The following is an 18,311-nucleotide window of genomic DNA, read 5'->3' as shown; positions in this document are numbered from 1 at the left end:
CGCCAGCCACACCGGGCCGCCACGAACCGCCATGGCGGCCGATGGGCCGGCGCGCGCCGCCGCCTCTACTGCAGGCTGACGCCTGACTGCTTGACCAGCTTCTCCGTGCGCGGCACCTCCGCGTCGATCATGGCGCGGAAGTCCGCCACGCTGCCACCGCGCGGCTCGGCACCGGTCGAGGCCAGCTTGTCGCGGAAACCCGGCTCCTTGAGCAGGCGGTTGACGGCCGCATTGAGCTTGCCGACCACCGCCGCCGGCGTGCCCTTGGGCGCGACGATGCCGTACCACGGCGCGATATCGAAGCCGGGATAGCCCTGCTCGGCAATGGTCGGCACGTCCGGCGCCATCGGCGAGCGCTCGCGCCGCGTCACACCGAGCGCACGCAGCTTGCCGGCCTTCACGTAAGGCAACCCGGTCATGATGGTGTCGAAGTACAGCGACACCTGGCCTGACAGCAGTGCGGGCAAGGCCTCGGCGGCGCCCTTGTAGGGCACGTGCACGATGTCGATGCCGGCCTCGGCCTTGAGCATCTCGCCGGCGATATGCGAGGTCGTGCCGGTGCCGAAGGATGCATAGGTCAGCTTGCCGGGATTGGCCTTCGCGTAGGCGATCATTTCCGGCAAGGTGCGGAAGGGCAGCGCGGGGCTGGCCAGCAGGATATTGGGCGTGTCGGCCACCACCGCGACCTTCTCGAAGGCGTCCGGGTCGTAGCTCAGCTTCTTGTAGAGGAAGCGGTTCGTCACCATCGAGGCCGGTCCCGACATCAGCAGCGTGTAACCGTCGGATGGCGCGCGCGCCGCCAGGTCGCTGCCGATCATGGCGGCGGCACCCGGCCGGTTCTCCACCACGAAGGGCTGCTGGAAGATCTGGCCGAGACCGGTGCCGAGATAGCGGCTGATCAGGTCGGTGGCACCTCCTGCCTGGAACGGCACGATGATGCGCACCGGCTGGCTCGGCCATTCCTTGGCCACCTGCGCGGACGCGGGCGGCACCGCGCCGGACGCGGCGATCATCAGCGCGGCAACGCCGGCGCGGCACAGGCCGCGCGGCAGGGCACGGGCGGATGCGAGACATGCAAACATGGAAACCTCCCTCTGGCGTGGGGCCGGCACCATGCCCGCCCGCGGATGGGGTCGCCCGCCGCGGCACGCCGGGCGCTGCGCCCGGACGGTGCGCCGCGGCGGCGCTGCGGCATGCGCCGCAAGCAACGTGCCATCCCCGCCACGCGGCGACGCCGTCCGCACGCGCCGTTCCGGCGGTCCACGGACCCGGGGCCGGGCCCGCGGGGTGTCATCGACGCGCCATCTCTGGCAGTGACGGGGAAGTACGCCGCGGCAGCGTCAGGCTCAAGCCCGCGGCCATGATCAGGCCGATGCCCGCCAGGGCCACGCCGTCGGGCCAGCGACCGAACCACAGTGCGCTGTAGAGCAGCGCCAGCAGCAGATGGAAATAGTTCAGCGGCGCCAGCGTCGAAGCCGGCGCACGTTGCAGCGCGAAGATCAGCAGCACCTGCGCGGCGGCGCTCATCAGGCCCATGGCCAGCATCGCGCACCAGTCGGCCAGGCCCGGCCAGGCCGCCGGCGGAAAGAAGGGTGCCGGCACGCCGGTGGCGAGCAGGCAGATCACCGCGGCAAAGCCGTACTGCACACCGGCGTCGACGCGGCCCGCCATGCGCCGCGTCAGCAGTTGCAGCAGCGCATAGGCCAGCGCCGCGGCCAGCATCAGCGCGGTACCGAGCGCCGGCAGCCGGCCACCCGGGCGCACGATCAGCAGCATGCCGGCGAAGCCCGCCACCACCGCCAGCCACTGGCGCGCGCCGACGCGCTCGCCCAGCACCCAGGGCGACAGCGCCACCACCAGCAGCGGCGCCATGAAGTAGATGGCCGTGGCCTCGGCCAGCGGCATCCACAGCAACGCGGTCATGAAGCAGGTGCCCACCACTGCCAGCATCAGGCCGCGCACCACCAGCAGCGCGCGGTGCGGCGTGTCCCACCAGCGCGCGCGGCCGCGCACCGCCAGCATGCCGAGCGCCACGGCGAAGGTGGCCGCATAGCGCACCGCATTGAGGAAGGGCGCGGGATAACGTCCGACCAGGTGCTTGGCGGTGGCATCGACGGTGGCGAACAATGCGACCACGCACAGGAAGATCCAGGCGCCGGTGCGCCATTCGGCCGGCGCACCGCGCGCCGCGCCGCTCATGACCCGGCCTGCGCCAGCATCGCGCCCAGCAGCACGTCGGCGCCGGCCGCCAGGTGCTCGGGCCGGGCATCTTCCACTTCGTTGTGGCTGATACCGTCCTTGCACGGCACGAAGATCATGGCCGTCGGCGCCACGCCGGCGATGTAGACGGCGTCGTGGCCCGCGCCGGTGACGATGTCCTGGTGCGCGTAGCCGCGCGCGGCGGCCTGCGCGCGCACCTGCGCCACCAGTTCCGGCGCGAACGGCGTGGGCGCGAAATACTGCACGTCCTGCACCGTCACGTCGAGCGCGGTGCCGGTGGTGTCGCCGGCGGCGAGCGCCTCGCAGGCGGCACGGAAACGCGCGTCCATCTGCGCGAGCTGCGCGGCATCCTCATGGCGCAGGTCCACGGTGAAGCGGACCTGCCCGGGAATGACGTTGCGCGAAGCCGGATGCACGTTGACCACGCCGACCGTGCCGCGCCCGTGCGGGGCGAAGTCGCGCCCGATGCGCACCACTTCCTGCATCAGGAAGGTGGCGCCGAACAGCGCATCGCGCCGCATCGGCATCGGCGTCGGGCCGGCGTGCGCCTCCATGCCCGTGACCGTCACGTCGTACCAGCGCAGGCCCAGCGAGCCGGTCACCACGCCGATCACGTTGCCTTGCTCCTCCAGGATGGGCCCCTGCTCGATATGCGCTTCGAAATAGGCGCCGAGCGCCCGGCCGCCCACTTCGGCCGCGCCGGCGTAGCCGATCGCGCGCAGCTCGTCGCCGACGCGCTTGCCTTCGGCGTCGGTGGCTTCCAGCGCGGTCTGCAGCGGGAAGACGCCGGCGAACACGCCCGAGCCCATCATCACCGGCACGAAGCGCGTGCCCTCTTCATTGGTCCAGATCGCCAGCTCGAGCGGGGCCTCGGTCTCGATGCCGTGGTCGTTGAGTGTACGCATCACCTCCAGGCCCGCCAGCACGCCGAAGCAGCCGTCGAACTTGCCGCCGGTCGGCTGGGTGTCGATATGGCTGCCGGTCATCACCGGTGCCAGCGCGGCATTGCGCCCGGCGCGGCGGCCGAAGATATTGCCCACCTGGTCGACCGTGACCGTCAGGCCCGCCTCGCGCATCCAGCCGCACACGAGGTCGCGCCCCTGCCCGTCGAGCGCGGTCAGCGCCAGGCGCGCATTGCCGCCCTTGGGCGTGGCGCCGATCCTTGCCAGGTCCATCAGCGACTGCCACAGCCGCTGTCCGTTGATCTGCAGATTCGTCATGAAGGGGCTCCAAATCGGGCGCCGGGCCGGCGCCCCTGCTGTGGTTCTGTGCCGGGCCGGAGCGCTCCGCGCCCCCGGCCCGCTGCTTCAGGCCGCCACCGGCATGAAGCCGGACAGGAAGGCATCGAGCGCCAGGCCGATGGCGTCGACCTCGTAGCCGCCCTCCTGCACCACCACGGCGGGCACGCCGAGCGCATTGATGCGCGCACCGATGCCGCGGTAGGCGTCCATGCCGAGGCGCAGCACGCTGATCGGGTCGTGCATATAGGTGTCGAAGCCCAGCGCCAGCACCAGGGCCTGCGGGCGGTAGTCGCGCAGGGCGTCGAGCGCGCTGTCCAGCGCGGCCAGGAAGCCGGCGTCCTCGGTGCCGTGGGCCAGCGGGAAATTGAGGTTGTAGCCGTAGCCGGCGCCGTAGCCGCGCTCGTGGGCGTAACCGCTGTAGAACGGGTAGTAGCCGGACGGGTCGGCATGCAGCGAGATCGTCATCACATCGGCGCGCTGGTAGAAGATCTGCTGGGTGCCGTCGCCGTGGTGGGCGTCCACGTCCAGCACCGCCACCTTGCCGAAGCGCTTGAGCAGCGTCTCGGCGGCGATGGCGGAGTTGTTGACGTAGCAGAAGCCGGCGGCGCGGTCGCTGTGGGCGTGGTGGCCCGACGGGCGGCACAGCGCGTAGGCCAGGCCGCAGCGGTGCTGCGGCTCGCACACATGCTGCGCCGCCGCCACCGCGCTATGCGCCGAGCGCAGGATGGCGCGCCAGCTGTCCGGGCCGAGCGGGCAGCTCAGGTCGCCGAGATAGTAGCCGGCGCGCGCGATCACCGAATCCGCCGGGCATGGCGGGCGGCGTCCCTGCTCGATGCGGCCGTTGTGGTAGGGCGAAAGGTTGGGCAGCACTTCGATGCCCGGAGTGAAGCCGGGCTTGGCCAGGCCCTGCCAATCGGCATAGGCCTGCTCCAGGAAGTCGAGGTAGGCCGGGCTGTGCACGGCTTCCAGCGGCGCGCGACCGTAGTCCGGCGGCGCCGCCAGCGCGATGCCGCGGCCGGCCAGCGCGCCTTGCAGCGCGGCGGCGCGCGCGGGCACGTCGGTCGGCTCGCAGAGCCGTCCCGCGCGCATGAACTGGCGCGGCTGGTGCAACAACTGGTCATCCGAGAAGAAAGCGCGCATCTTGTGGTGTTCTCTTGGTAAGCGCGCGGGCCGGCGGCGGCCCGCGCCATGGCAGGTGCCCGCCCGGCACCGCACGGTGCCGGGCGGTGCGCCTCAGGGCACGGCGGCCGGCGCCCGTTGCGCCAGCGCCGCCGCACGGATGCCGGACAAGGTCTGTCCGGGAGCGATGCCATCCGCTTCGTAGCGCATCTCGATCAGCGCCGGCAGGCTGTGCTCCTGCGCGAAGGCAAGCGCGCGCTCCAGCGCCGGGCCGAACTCGGCGTCGCTCTGCACCACCTCGCCGTGGCCCCGGTAGGCGCGCACCAGCGCGGCGAAATCGGGGTTGTCGAACTCCAGCGCGATGGTGCGGCCCGGGAACTCGCGTTCCTGGTGGGCGCGGATGGTGCCCCACATGCCGTTGTTGAAGACCAGCAGCACGATGCCGAGCCGGTACTGCATCGCCACGCCCAGCTCCTGCAGGTTCATCTGGAAGCAGCCATCGCCGGCGTAGCACACCACGGTGCGCTGCGGGTATTCCAGCTTGGCCGAGATCGCGGCCGGCAGCCCGTAGCCCATCGAGCCCACCGTCGGCGCCAGGCTGGTGCCGGGCCCCTGGAAGCGGTAGTAGGTGTGCGGGAACAGCGCATAGTTGCCGGCGCCAACCGTGAGGCAGGCATCGCGCGGCAGGCGCTCGCGCACCACGCAGGCCGCCCGGTCGAGGTTGAGCGGCCCCGGCGCCGGCCGGGCCTGCTGGTGGGCCAGGAATCCGGCATGGGCGGCGCGCGCCAGGCCGCGCCAGGCGGGTTCGGCGGCCGGGCGCAGGGCCGCCGCCGCGGCGGCGAAGGACACCACGTCGGCGGCGATCGGCAGCTCGGCGCGGAAGACGCGCCCCAGCTCGCCGGCATCCGGATAGACGTGGACCAGGGTCTGCCGCGGCAGCGGACTCTGCACCAGCGTGTAGCCCTCGGTGGTCGCCTCGCCCATGCGTGTGCCGACCGCGATCAGCAGGTCGGCGTCGCGGATGCGCGCGCGCAGCGCATCGTCCATGCCCCAGCCGACATGGCCGGCATAGTTGGCATGGTGATTGTCGAAGCACTCCAGCCGGCGCCAGGCCACGCCCACCGGCAGGTCGAAGCGCTCGGCGAAGGTCTCCAGGTCGCGCAGCGCCGCTGCCGTCCAGCCCGAGCCGCCGACCAGCAGGAAGGGCCGGCGCGCGCCGGCCAGCAGGGTCTGCAGCGCATCGAGCGCAGCCGGTGCCGGCGCGCTGCGCGCGCGCTGGTAGCGCGGCATGTCGGGCACGCTGGCCTTGCCCCACAGCGTGTCCTCCGGCAACGCCAGCACCACCGGGCCGGGACGCCCGCTGGTGGCCACCGCGAAGGCGCGCGCGATGAACTCGGGGATGCGCTCGGTACGGTCGATCTGCGCCACCCACTTGGCCATCTGGCCGAACATGCGGCGGTAGTCGATCTCCTGGAAGGCCTCGCGCTCGGCAAAGTCGTTGCCCACCTGGCCGACGAACAGGATCATCGGCGTCGAGTCCTGGTAGGCCGTATGCACGGCGATGCTGGCATTGGTGGCGCCGGGCCCGCGCGTGACGAAGCAGATGCCGGGCTCGCCGGTCAGCTTGCCGTGGGCCTCCGCCATGTAGCCGGCGCCGCTCTCCTGGCGGCAGACGATGGGCTGGATCGCATCCTGGTGGTCGTGCAGCGCATCGATGCAGGGCAGGTAGCTCTCCCCCGGCACCAGGAACACGCGCTTGACGCCCTGGATGCGCAACTGCTCGACCAGGATCTGCCCGCCATTGCGCTCGCGCAGCGGCGCCGTGCCCGCTGCGGTCGCCACGGTCGCTGCGGTCGCTGCGCCCTCGCTCATGATGCCGCCCCATCGGCGGGCGGGCGCTTGATCTCGATCTCGACGAAGACGCACTCGCCCTCGTGCGCATTGATCACGTTGTGCTCGACCCCTGCCGGACGGTAATAGGCCTGCCCCGCCACCAGCTGGCTGGTGACTTCGCCGGCCGGTGTCTGCAGGCGCAGCGGGCCGCTCGTCATCGGCACCACCACATAGTCGTAGCCGTGGCGGTGATGGCCGGTCTCGGCCCCCGGCGCAAAGCGCCATTCGGTCACCGTCACGCGTTCGTTGTCGACCTGCACGGTCGGCACTGCCTGGGCTCTCGTCATCTGCTTGCTCCGGTGCGGTTGGCGTCAGCGCGTCAGCACGTCGGCCAGGATATCCAGTCCTTCCTCCATCACTCCGTCGGGAATGGTGAGCGGGAACAGGAAGCGGATCACATTGCCGTACACGCCGCACGACAGCAGCAGCAGGCCGCGCTCCAGCGCGCGGTTCTGCACCTCGCGCGTGAAGGCCGCGTCCGGGCTGCCGTCGGCCTGGCGGAACTCGACCGCCACCATGGCGCCGAGGCCGCGCACTTCGGCGATCTGCGGCACGCGCGGCTGCAGGGCCTGCAGCCGCGCCACCAGCCGCTCGCCCAGCAGCGCGCCGCGTGCCGGCAGCTGTTCGGCTTCCAGCACGTCCAGCACGGCCAGCGCCGAGGCCACCGCCAGCGGGTTGCCCGCATAAGTGCCGCCCAGGCCGCCGGGCGCCGGCGCGTCCATCACCTCGGCGCGGCCGCACACGGCCGACAGCGGCATGCCGCCGGCCAGGCTCTTGGCCATGGTGGTGAGGTCCGGCACCACGCCGTAGTGCTCCATGGCGAACAGCTTGCCGGTGCGGCCGAAACCGGTCTGCACCTCGTCGGCGACCAGCAGGATGCCGTGCTCGTCGCAGAGGGCGCGCAGCGCTTCGACGAAGGCGGGCGGGGCCACGTTGAAGCCGCCCTCGCCCTGCACCGGCTCGAAGATGATGGCCGCCACGCGGCGCGGATCGACGTCGGCCTTGAACAGGTGCTGCAGGCTCTTGAGCGAGTCCTCCACCGTGACGCCATGCAGTTCGCAGGGATAGGGCGCGTGATAGACCTCGCCCGGGAAGGGGCCGAAGCCCACCTTGTAGGGCACCACCTTGCCGGTCAGCGCCATGCCCATCATGGTGCGGCCGTGGAAGCCGCCCGAAAAGGCGATCACGCCGGGCCGGCCGGTGGCCGCGCGGGCGATCTTGATGGCGTTCTCCACGGCCTCCGCGCCAGTGGTGAAGAAGGCCGTCTTCTTGGCGAAGCGGCCGGGCGCACGCGCATTGATCTTCTCGGCCAGCTCCACGTAGCTGGCGTAGGGCACGATCTGGTAGGCGGTATGGGTGAAGCGCGCGAGCTGGCGCTCGATGGCCTGCACCAGGCGCGGGTGGCGGTGGCCCGTGTTCAGCACGGCGATACCGGCGGCGAAGTCGATGTAGCGCTTGCCTTCGACGTCCCAGATCTCGGCATTGTCGGCCCGTTCGGCGTAGAAATTGCACATCACGCCGACGCCGCGCGGGGTGGCGGCGTCCTTGCGGCGGACCAGTTCGGCATTCTTCATCTGTGAGGCTCCAAAGGGTCGGGGTCGAGTTCGGCTGGATTGGCGGAATGGTGGATTGGCGGTGGGGGCATGCCGTCGCCTAGGCGGCGGCGCGGATCGCCGACGGGTCCCACTCCTTGCCGGGAATGGCGCCGATCAGGCGTTGCGTGTACGGGTGCTGCGGGGCATCGAAGATCTGGTCCGGCGGGCCGGACTCGACCACCTTGCCCTTGTGCATCACGATGACCTGGTGGCAGATCTGCGCCGCCACGCGCAGGTCATGGGTGATGAAGATCAGGGCGATGTCCAGTTTGCGCTGCAGCGTATCGAGCAGGGCCAGCACCTGCGCCTGCACCGAGACGTCGAGCGCCGAGACCGATTCGTCGGCCACCAGCAGCTTGGGCTCCAGCGCCAGCGCCCGCGCGATGCCGATGCGCTGGCGCTGCCCGCCCGAGAACTGGTTGGGGTAGCGGTCGAAGGCGCTCGCCTCCAGGCCGACCAGCTCCAGCAGCTCGCGCGTGCGCGCCTCGGCCTGCGCCGGCGGCACGCCGTTGGCGACCGGGCCGTCGCTGATGATGCGGCCCACCGTATGGCGCGGGTTGAGCGAGGCGAAAGGATCCTGGAAGATCATCTGCACGTCGCGCCGCAGCGGGCGGAACTGGCGCTCGGACAGGCGGGCGATATCCTGCCCGTCGAAATGCAGCTCGCCGCCGTCGATATCGGTCAGGCGCAGCAGGCATTTGCCGATGGTCGACTTGCCCGAACCGGACTCGCCGACGATGCCGAGCGTCTCGCCGCGCCGCACCGAGAAGCTGACGCCATCGACCGCGTGCACCACGCGCTTGCGCGCGAACAGCCCGCCGCCGGAGACATAGGTCTTGCGCAGGCCGCGCACGTCGAGCACCACCTCCTCCTTGCGCCGCGCCTCGGCACCGTCGCCGGCGCGGCCGTGCGGCACCGCCGCGATCAGGCGCCGCGTATAGGGGTGCTGCGGATGGTTCAGCACCTGGGCCGCAGGCCCGGCCTCGACCAGCACGCCCTTCTCCATCACCGCGACGCGGTCGGCGATCTCGGCCACCACGCCGAAGTCGTGGGTGACGAACATCACGCCCATGCCCTTCTCGGCCTGGATGCGCTGGATCAGCGCCAGGATCTGCGCCTGCGTGGTGACATCGAGCGCGGTGGTGGGTTCGTCGGCGATCAGCAGCTTGGGCTCCAGCGCCAGCGCCATGGCGATCACCACGCGCTGGCGCTGGCCGCCCGACAGGCGGAAGGGGTAGCTGTGCACCAGCGCGGCCGGATCGGGCAGGCCGACGAACTCCAGCAGTTCCAGCACGCGGCGCTGGCAGGCTTCGCCCGGATAGGCATGGTGCACGCGCATCACCTCGGCGATCTGCTCGCCGATGGTCATCACCGGATTGAGCGCCGACAGCGGCTCCTGGAACACCATGGCCATGTCCTTGCCGCGCATGCCCAGCAGCGTGGCCTCGTCCTGCGCCAGCAGGTCGCGCCCCTCGAACAGGATGCGGCCGCGCTCCGGCTTCAGGTAGGACGGCAGCAGTCCCATGATGGCGTTGGCGCTCATCGACTTGCCGGAGCCCGACTCGCCGACGATGCAGAGGATCTCGCCCGCGTGCAGGTCGTAGGACACGTCGCGCACCGCGTAGGGCCGGTCGCCGCCCGCGGGCAGGGCGATGGACAGGTCGCGGATCGACAGCAGCGGCGCCGCGCCGTCGCGCGTGGCCGGGTTGGCGCCTGGATTGGCTTGCATCAGATGCATGGCGTGGGTCTCCTACTCGCCGCGGCGGCGCAGCTGGGGGTTCATGGCGTCGTTCAGGCCCTCGCCGATCAGGTTGATCGACAGCACCGTCAGCAGGATGGCCACGCCGGGCCACACGCTCATCCACCAGGCCTCGCGGATCATGGTGCGCGCCGCGCCGATCATGAAGCCCCAGCTCATCATGTTGCGGTCGCCCAGGCCCAGGAAGGCCAGCGCCGACTCGGTCAGGATGGCGGTGGCCACCATGAAGGAAGCCGAGACGATGATGGGCGACATGGCATTGGGCAGGATCTGCGTGAAGATGATGCGCAGCGGCTTCTGCCCGATCACCACCGCGGCCTGCACGAACTCGCGCTGCTTCAGCGTGAGGAATTCGCCGCGCACCAGGCGCGCCACCGGCGGCCACGACACCACCGAGATGGCGCCGACGATGGAATAGATGGTCGGGTTGAAGATGGCCACGATCACCACCGCCATGGCGAGCTGCGGGATGGTCTGGAAGAACTCCGTGAAGCGCATCAGCACATCGTCGACGCGGCCGCCGCAGTAGCCCGCCACCGAGCCGATCAGGATGCCGAACACCAGCGCCACGCCGGTGGAGATCACGCCCACCAGCAGCGAGACGCGCGCGCCGTAGACCAGCCCGGCGGTGATGTCGCGGCCCAGCATGTCGGTGCCGAACGGATAGGCCCCATCGGTGAAGGGCCGCGTCAGCGGCTCGGCCACCATCAGCCAGGGCGAGTCCTCGTAGACCAGCGGCGCCAGCACGGCCAGCGCGATCACCGCCAGCAGCACGAGCAGGCCCGCCACCGCGCCGTAGTTGCGGCTGTAGCGAAGCAGGAAGGATTTCATGCCGCGGCTCCCTTGGCACCCACGGCGATGCGCGGGTCGATGAATCGATAGAGGATGTCGGTCAGCAGGTTGAAGAACACCACCAGCGCCGAGGTGACGAAGAAGATGCCGAGCAGCAGCTGGTAGTCGCGCTGCAGCAGGGCATCGAACATCAGCCGGCCGATGCCGGGCCAGGAGAACACGGTCTCGGTCAGCACCGCGCCGCCGGCCATCTGGCCGAGCTGGATGCCGGCGAAGGTCACCACCGGCAGCAGCGCGTTGCGCAGCACGTGCACGCGCACCACGCGGCCGGCCGGCACGCCCTTGGCGCGCGCGGTCTTGACGAAGTCCATGCCCATCACCTCCAGCATCGAGGCGCGCGTCAGGCGCACGTACACGGCCATGAAGAAGCAGCCCAGCGAGATGGTCGGCAGCACCATGTGCAGGGCCACGTCCCTGGCGCGCGCCAGCCCGGTGTAGCCCGCGCCCACGCTTTCCATGCCGAAGGCCGGCAACCAGCCCAGCACCACCGAGAACAGGATGATGGCCATCAGCGACAGCCAGAACAGTGGCGTCGCGTACAGCAGCAGCGCGCCGGACATGACCGCGCTGTCGACCCAGCGCCTTCGGTTCTCGTAGCGGGTGCGCGCCGCCACCACGCCCAGCATCACGCCCATCACGATGGAGAAGAGGAAGGCCCCGCTCATCAGCAGGAAGGTGGCGGGCAGCCGGTCCAGGATCAGGTCGAGCACCGGCAGGTGGTTGCGGTAGGAGTAGCCGAGGTCGAGCGTGGCCACGCCCTTCAGGTAGATGCCGAGCTGGGTCAGCACCGGCTTGTCCAGGCCGAACTGCTCGCGCAGCTGCCCGACGAAGGCGGCGTCGCCCGCGCCCGCTTCACCGGCCAGCACGGTGGCGGGATCGCCCGGCGCCATGCGGATCAGGAAGAAATTGATGATCACCACGCCGAGCACGACCACGATGGCCTTGGCAAGGCGGGCGGAAAGGAAGGAGAGGAAGTTCACGGCTCACTCCACGCGGCAAGGTCTGGCCCGTGCCCGCCGTGCCCCGGCACGAGGCGGGGCGACGGCGGACACCTGCCGTTCGCGCCGGGCGCGGCCGCAGCCGGCCCGGCGAGGAGGCGGGTCAGGCGCGCAGCGGTGACCGCGCGCGCGTCCCGCGCTCAGTTCTTTTCGATCGAGACGTTGTCGAAGGACTCGTTCAGGCCGATCGCGGTCGTCACCAGGTTCTTCACGTTCTTGCGGTAGAGCGTGGGGAACTCGATCTCGAACAGGTTGCCGGCGGCGACGTCGGTGGTCAGGATCTGCTGCACCTGGCTGTACATCTTCTGCCGCTCGGCCGGGTCCATGGTGGCGCCGGCCTTGGCCCACAGTTCATCGGCCTGCGGGTTGCTGTAGCCCTGCACGTTGGCGAACGGCGTGCCCTTGACGATATTGCGCGTCACATAGAGGCGCTCCACGCCCAGCGCCGGATCGCCGTACTGGTAGGTGTAGGTGGCGGTCAGGTCGAAGTCCCAGTTGCTGACGCGGCTGGACCAGGTGCCGGCGTCGGCCGATTCGATGCTGACCTTGAAGCCGAGCTGCTCGAGCATCTGCTTCATGTACTCATCGAGACGGTCCCAGTTGGCGCCGTAGGACGACGACAGGATCTTGACCGGGTACTGGCCCACGTTGACGCCCGACTCCTTGATCAGCTCGCGCGCCTTCTTCAGGTTGAAGTCGTAGGCCGGCATGTTCTTGTCGAAGAACAGCGTGGTCGACGAGAACGGGCTCACCGCCGGCTTGCCCATGCCGAAGAAGATGTTGTCGACGATCAGCTTGCGGTTGAGCGCATGCATCACCGCCTGGCGCACCTTGACGTTGTTGAAGGGCGGCTTGCGCGTGTTCATCAGCAGGTTGGACATCGGCGCGAACATCTCCCAGCCCTTGGTGGTGTAGTCCACGTTGGGCAGGGCGCGCAGCCGCTTGACGTCGACGTTGTCGACGTCGCCGCCGCGCAGCACCTGCACGTCGCCCTTCTCGAAGGCGACCGCGCGCGAGGCGGAGTCCGGGATCACGTAGAACACCAGCTCGTCGAGGTAGGGCTTGCCCTTCTTCCAGTAGTTGGGGTTCTTCACCAGCTTGATATAGGCGCCCTTCTTCCACTCCTTGAACATGAAGGGACCGGTGCCGACCGGCTTCTGGTTGGCCGGGTTGTTGCGGTAGTCGGTGCCCTCGTAGAGGTGCTTGGGCATGATCGGCATGGTGCCGGCCTCGAACATCGAGATGAAGGGCGGGAACGGCTCCTTGAGCTTGATCTCGACGGTGGTGTCGTTGACCGCGCGGATCGACTCCATGTACTTGTTGATGATGGCGCGCGCGCGCAGCTGCACCTCGCGCAGCATCTTGTCGACCGAGAACACCACGTCGGCCGAGGTGAAGGGCTTGCCGTCGTGCCACTTCACGCCGCTCTGCAGCTCGAAGGTGTAGGTCAGGCCATCGGGCGAGATCTTCCAGGACCTGGCCAGCTCGGGGCGCGGCTTCAGGTCGGGGCCGTAGGTCAGCAGGCTCTGGTAGATCTTGCCGGCCACGTACTGCGTCGGCGCCTGCGAGTTCATCGCGCTGATCAGCGTGGGCGGCTCGGGTTGCACGATGCCGGACAACGTGCCGCCGACGGTCTGGGCGGCGGCGTTGCCGGCCGGCAGCGCCAGCGCGGCGAAACCGATGCCGGCCAGCGCCAGCGCCATCGAGGCCAGGCGCGCGCCCAGCCGCTGCTTCAGCAGTGGTGAATGGAATGTCATCGTTCAGTTCCCTCTGAGTGGGTGCGTGGAAGTCGTCGGAGTCGTCGGAATCCGGGTAAAGCCGCGGCGGGACATGCCCGCCCGGCCCCGCGTGACGGCAAGGCTCGCCATCGGGCGCCTCAGGAGCGCCTCAGGGGCGCCTCAGCCGGCCACGCCGGCGGGCTCGACGCCGCACCAGTCGTGGATGAACTGCGCCAGCGTGGTGGTCACGCGCACCATGCTGTCGATGGAGACGGATTCGTCGATGCCGTGGATGTTGCGTGCCTCCGGGCCGTAGCAGGTCACGGGGGTCTCCAGCATCAGCTTGAAGTGGCGCGCATCGGTGGTGGCCGTGGTGGCCTGGCGCCGCACCGGCTCGCCGTGGACCTTGCGGTGGGCCTCGCCCAGCGCGGCCATGCTGGGCGTGTCGAGATCGAACTCGCAGCCCGGCGCGTGGAAGCCCTCATAGCGGATGGCAAGGTCGAGGTTGCTGTCCAGGCGCGCCAGCGTGGCGCGGATGCAGGCCTCGACCCGCGCCTTGGCATCGTTCACGTCCATGTCCGGATAGAAGCCGATGCGCACGCCCAGCGTGCAGGTGCACGGCACCGAGGAATTCCACTCGCCGCCATGGATCTGGCCGAGGTTGAAGTTGATCGGGTGGGCATGCTCGCGATAGGCGGCGGGACGGTTCTGCGGCAGGTTCCACTCGGCTTCCAGCTCGCGCAGGCCGGCCATCACGGCGATGCCGGCCTCGACCGGATTGACGCCCGACGTCATGTAGGCCGCGTGCGCCGGGCGCCCGGTCAGCTCGACGAACATCCAGAACACGCCCATCTGCGCGCTCATCAGGCACTCGCCCAGCGGCTCGGGGATCACCACCGTGTCGAAGGACGCCAGCTTGCCCGCGCCCACCGCGCTGCGCAGCGCCGCCACCGTGGCCAGCGCGCCATTGCCGGTGTTCTCTTCCTCCAGCACCGCATTGAAGCCGACCGCGCCCGCCGGGCGCGCGCCCAGCGCGTCCAGCGCCTTGAAGGCGGCCAGCGCGCACACGATGCCGGCCTTCATGTCGCCGGCACCGCGGCCGTACAGCCAGCCGTCCTCGACGAAAGGCGCGTAGGGCGACTGGCGCCACATCGCGTCCGGACCGGTCGGGACCACGTCGAGGTGGCCGTTGAACAGCACCGAGCGGCCGCCCGGCACGGGCGGGCGGTAGGCCGCCAGCAGGTTGTAGCGGCCGCCGTCGGGACAGCAGGGCGGCGAGAACAGCGGCAGGTGCTTGAGCGAATCGGAGTTCAGGTAGATGCGCTCCGGCTCCAGCCCCAGGTCCTGCAAGGCGCGCTCCATCACGGCCACCGCCGGCTGCTCCTGCCCCGAGGGACTGGGCGCCGCCACCAGCTGCGACAGGGTCTCGATCATGTACGGCGTGAGCGCCCGCACGGCGGCCGCGATGGCTTCGGTGGGCAGCGTCACGGCACTCGCGGGCGCGTGGCTGGCAGCGTCTTGCATGGGGGACTCCACTGGCTGTCCGGGCCAGGCCCGGGAAGATCAGAGGGACCGTCGCCAGGCGACGGCAAGGAACAAGTCGCTGGAAAATTAACGCAAGGTTGGTACCATAGGTAGGTCCATATTTCCGATTTCATCAGGTGCCACTTTGAAGGAAACGATTCTGTCGGAACTGCTGCTGCAGCGTCTGGAACGGCCGGCGGGCGGCGCCGTGGATAAAAACGGGGCGCATATGAACCGCCAGCTCTACGACATCATCCGGCAGGAAATCCTTGCCGGAACGCTGGTGGCGGGCAGCAAGCTGCCCGCTTCGCGCATGCTGGCGAAGGAAGTCGGGGTCTCGCGCAACACCGTGCTCTATGCCTATGAGCAACTGCTCGCCGAGGGCTATGTCACGGCCTCGACGGGAAGTGGCACCTTCGTGTCGCATAGTTTTCCCGACCACAGTGCACTGCACCACGGTAAGGCGCAAAGTGGCACCACGCCAGTGCCCGCAGTGCAGCAAAATCCAAACCGATTCACCCTTTCCCGGCGCGGCCAGCATCTCGTGTCCCACGCCAGTGCATCCGATCGCCAATGGGGTGCCTTCGTCGCCGGCGTGCCCGATGTCTCGCTGTTCCCGCACGCGGTCTGGGCGCGGCTGCTCAACAAGGTCTGGCGCGCGCCGCGCCCCGAGCTGCTGACGTATGCGCACAACGGTGGCTACCTGCCGCTCAAGCGCGTGCTGGCCGAACACCTGCGCCTGGTGCGCTCGGTACGCTGCGAGCCCGACCAGATCATCCTCACCACGGGTATCCACCAGGCCATCGACCTGATCGGGCGGCTGCTGGCCGACCCGGGCGACAAGGCGTGGATGGAGGACCCCGGCTACTGGGGCACGCGCAGCCTGCTCACCAACGCCGGCATCGAAACGCTGCCGGTACCGGTCGACCAGGAAGGCATCGCGCCCGATGCCGCCATGCTGCAGGACCCGCCGCGCTTCATCTTCGTCACGCCCTCGCACCAGTACCCGCTCGGCATGGTGATGAGCCTGCCGCGGCGGCGCATGCTGCTGGAGTACGCGCGCCAGCGCGGCGCCTGGCTGGTGGAGGACGACTACGACAGCGAGTTCCGCTTCGAGGGACGGCCGCTGGCCTCGCTGCAGGGCCTGGACGAGCACGACCGCGTGATCTACATGGGCACCTTCTCCAAGACGCTGTTCCCGGGCCTGCGCATGGGCTTCATGGTGCTGCCCAAGCCGCTCGCCCCGCACTTCGCCACCGCCCAGTCCGAGCTCTTCCGCGAAGGCCAGCTGGTGCAGCAGGCGGTGCTGGCCGAATTCATCGAGGAAGGACACTACGCGACCCACATCCGCCGCATGCGCCAGCGCTATGCCCAGCGCCAGGGCCTGTTGCGCGAGGCCATCGCCACCCGCTTCGGCGCCGACTGGCCGACCTCCACGCACGAGGCCGGCCTGCACATGGTGATGCACCTGCCGGCGGGCACCGACGACCTCGGCATCAGCATGGCGGCCCGCACCCAGGGGCTGTCCGCGCGCCCGCTGTCGCGCTACTACAGCGATACCTCGACACCGCAGCAGGGCCTGCTGCTGGGCTACGCCTGCGTGCCCGAGGAAACCATCGGCCCCGCCTTCCACAAGCTCGCCGAGGTGATCGAACCCGCGCTGGAACACCTGGCGCGCACGCAGCGGCCGCGCCCGGTGCTGGGCGCCGCCACCATCAACCGGGAGGCCTGGAGCGGGGCCTGAGGGCGGCCCCAGGCCGGCACCCCGAGGTGGCGCCATGCGGCCGGCGCCGATTGGCTCTTAACCGGACCACCGCGGCGGCCTAGCATCTGCGACCGTCCTGCGCGCCATGGGACCATCCCGGGCGCGCGGCCACCTCCGCTGCCACCTCGACCATGCCCGCCATGCCCAGCACTCTCATGTCCTCCGACCGCGCCTCGCTGCTGCAGGCCTTGCGGGACCGCCTCGACCCCGCCGGCCTGCAGGCCGGTGCCGACATCGAGATGCGTTTCCGCAAGGACTGGTACGCCCCGCTCGATCCACAGCCGCCACTCGCGGTGGCGCGGCCGCGCGACACCGGCGAAGTGGCGGCCGTGCTGGCCGCCTGCCATCGCTACGGCCAGCCGGTGGTGCCGCAGGGTGGCCTGACCGGGCTGGCGGCCGGCGCCACGCCGCGCGGCGGCGAACTGGTGCTATCGCTCGAACGCCTGCGCGGCGTGGAGGCAATCGATCCCCAGGCCGGCACCATGACCGTGCGCGCCGGCACCACGCTGCAGGCCGCGCAGGAGGCAGCGCGCGAGGCCGGCTGGCTGCTCGCGCTGGACCTGGGCGCGCGCGGCAGCTGCCAGATCGGCGGCAACCTCGCCACCAATGCCGGCGGCAACCGCGTGATCCGCTACGGCATGGCGCGCGAGCAGGTGCTCGGGCTCGAGGCGGTGCTGGCCGACGGCACCGTGCTCAGCGCCCTCAACAAGATGCAGAAGAACAACGCCGGCTACGACCTGCGCCAGCTCTTCGTCGGCAGCGAAGGTACGCTCGGCGTCATCACGCGCGCGGTGCTGCGGCTGGCGCCGCTGCCGGCCTGCACGCAGACGGCGCTGTGCGCGCTGGCACGCTACGAGGATGTGGTCGCGCTGCTGCGCCTGGCGCAGCGGCGGTTGTCGGGACGGCTGTCCGCCTTCGAAGTCATGTGGGCGGACTACTACGGCATCGTCACCGGCCGCGTGCCCGGCATGCGCGCCCCGCTGCCGGCCGGCCACCCCTTCTACGTGCTGCTCGACCTGCAGGGCGACGATGCCGCCCAGGACGGCGCCGCCTTCGAAGCCCTGCTCGAAGCCGCGCTGGAAGCCGGCCTGATCGCCGACGCCGCGCTGGCCACCAGCCAGAAGGAGGCCGATGCCTTGTGGGCGCTGCGCGACGCCGTGGCCGAGTTCCCGCAACGCTGGGCTCCCAACGCCGCCTTCGACGTCAGCCTGCCGATCGGGTCCATCGGCACCTTCGCCGACAGCCTGCGCGCCCGCGTGCTGGCCGCCTGGCCGCAGGCCGAGCTGGTCAACTTCGGCCACGTCGGCGACAGCAACCTGCATGTCAGCGTGCACCTGCCCGGCGCCACCGCGGCAAGCTTTCCCGAGGCGGAGATCGAGGCCCTGGTCTATGGCGTGGTCGGCGAATTCGCCGGCAGCATCTCGGCCGAGCACGGCATCGGCCTGCACAAGAAGCCCTACCTGCACCACTCGCGCACGCCGGCCGAGCTGGCCCTGATGCGCACGCTCAAGCAGGCGCTGGACCCGCGCGGCATCCTCAATCCAGGGCGGGTGTTCGACGCCGGCTGAAGCGAAGCCGCGCAGCTTGCCGAGCGCGGGGAACGCGCAGGCCAGCGCGGCACCGGCAG

At 70.3% G+C, this 18,311-nt stretch carries 14 protein-coding genes; 2 read left to right on the top strand and 12 right to left on the bottom strand.

The features are described from left to right. Window positions 1-65: 65 nt before the first annotated feature. The 12 genes from BKK80_RS20535 to BKK80_RS20480 form a co-directional block, all read right to left on the bottom strand. The gene (locus tag BKK80_RS20535) at window positions 66-1,013 is read right to left on the bottom strand and encodes a Bug family tripartite tricarboxylate transporter substrate binding protein (RefSeq protein ID WP_071021959.1); all 948 of its coding nucleotides are present in this window, start codon (window positions 1,011-1,013) and stop codon (window positions 66-68) included. Window positions 1,014-1,290: 277 nt separating this feature from the next. After that, complete coding sequence (locus BKK80_RS20530; protein WP_071017509.1) at window positions 1,291-2,199, bottom strand: DMT family transporter; 909 nt, start codon at window positions 2,197-2,199, stop codon at window positions 1,291-1,293. After that, window positions 2,196-3,440 (bottom strand): Zn-dependent hydrolase, encoded by a 1,245-nt coding sequence (locus BKK80_RS20525; protein WP_071017511.1) that lies wholly within the window; start codon window positions 3,438-3,440, stop codon window positions 2,196-2,198. Before BKK80_RS20525 ends, BKK80_RS20530 begins: the two co-directional genes overlap by 4 nt. Window positions 3,441-3,527: 87 nt before the next feature. Continuing rightward, window positions 3,528-4,601, bottom strand: a complete 1,074-nt coding sequence (locus tag BKK80_RS20520; protein WP_071071013.1) for a histone deacetylase family protein — start codon at window positions 4,599-4,601, stop codon at window positions 3,528-3,530. A gap of 93 nt (window positions 4,602-4,694) precedes the next feature. Then, window positions 4,695-6,452 (bottom strand): thiamine pyrophosphate-binding protein, encoded by a 1,758-nt coding sequence (locus tag BKK80_RS20515; protein ID WP_071071011.1) that lies wholly within the window; start codon window positions 6,450-6,452, stop codon window positions 4,695-4,697. Further along, the gene (locus BKK80_RS20510; protein WP_071017518.1) at window positions 6,449-6,760 is read right to left on the bottom strand and encodes a cupin domain-containing protein; all 312 of its coding nucleotides are present in this window, start codon (window positions 6,758-6,760) and stop codon (window positions 6,449-6,451) included. The genes BKK80_RS20515 and BKK80_RS20510 overlap by 4 nt, the downstream gene beginning before the upstream one ends. A 24-nt stretch (window positions 6,761-6,784) precedes the next feature. Beyond that, a complete protein-coding gene (gene gabT / locus BKK80_RS20505) occupies window positions 6,785-8,047 on the bottom strand; it encodes a 4-aminobutyrate--2-oxoglutarate transaminase (protein ID WP_071017520.1) in 1,263 nt (420 codons plus the stop codon). A 79-nt stretch (window positions 8,048-8,126) separates the two neighbouring features. Further along, the gene (locus BKK80_RS20500) at window positions 8,127-9,797 is read right to left on the bottom strand and encodes an ABC transporter ATP-binding protein (RefSeq protein WP_071040367.1); all 1,671 of its coding nucleotides are present in this window, start codon (window positions 9,795-9,797) and stop codon (window positions 8,127-8,129) included. 21 nt (window positions 9,798-9,818) lie between these two features. Next, complete coding sequence (locus tag BKK80_RS20495) at window positions 9,819-10,658, bottom strand: ABC transporter permease (protein ID WP_071017522.1); 840 nt, start codon at window positions 10,656-10,658, stop codon at window positions 9,819-9,821. Next, window positions 10,655-11,659: an ABC transporter permease gene (locus BKK80_RS20490; protein WP_071017524.1), complete on the bottom strand. Its 1,005-nt coding sequence runs from the start codon at window positions 11,657-11,659 to the stop codon at window positions 10,655-10,657. The genes BKK80_RS20495 and BKK80_RS20490 overlap by 4 nt, the downstream gene beginning before the upstream one ends. A gap of 158 nt (window positions 11,660-11,817) precedes the next feature. Beyond that, window positions 11,818-13,380 carry an ABC transporter substrate-binding protein gene (locus tag BKK80_RS20485; RefSeq protein ID WP_071021964.1) on the bottom strand — a complete coding sequence of 521 codons (1,563 nt, stop codon included), beginning with the start codon at window positions 13,378-13,380 and terminating at the stop codon, window positions 11,818-11,820. Window positions 13,381-13,575: 195 nt separating this feature from the next. Further along, complete coding sequence (locus BKK80_RS20480; RefSeq protein WP_071071009.1) at window positions 13,576-14,919, bottom strand: ArgE/DapE family deacylase; 1,344 nt, start codon at window positions 14,917-14,919, stop codon at window positions 13,576-13,578. 145 nt (window positions 14,920-15,064) lie between these two features. On the opposite strand from BKK80_RS20480, the gene pdxR reads away from it, so the two are divergent. Further along, the gene (gene pdxR, locus BKK80_RS20475; RefSeq protein ID WP_198173398.1) at window positions 15,065-16,663 is read left to right on the top strand and encodes a MocR-like pyridoxine biosynthesis transcription factor PdxR; all 1,599 of its coding nucleotides are present in this window, start codon (window positions 15,065-15,067) and stop codon (window positions 16,661-16,663) included. 161 nt (window positions 16,664-16,824) lie between these two features. After that, window positions 16,825-18,252 carry an FAD-binding oxidoreductase gene (locus BKK80_RS20470; RefSeq protein WP_236903903.1) on the top strand — a complete coding sequence of 476 codons (1,428 nt, stop codon included), beginning with the start codon at window positions 16,825-16,827 and terminating at the stop codon, window positions 18,250-18,252. Window positions 18,253-18,311: the final 59 nt, after the last annotated feature.

The sequence above is a fragment of the Cupriavidus malaysiensis genome (assembly GCF_001854325.1).
GTDB lineage: Bacteria > Pseudomonadota > Gammaproteobacteria > Burkholderiales > Burkholderiaceae > Cupriavidus > Cupriavidus malaysiensis.
Note: the sequence above shows the minus strand (reverse complement) of the source record. Positions and strands in the feature narration are given on the sequence as shown.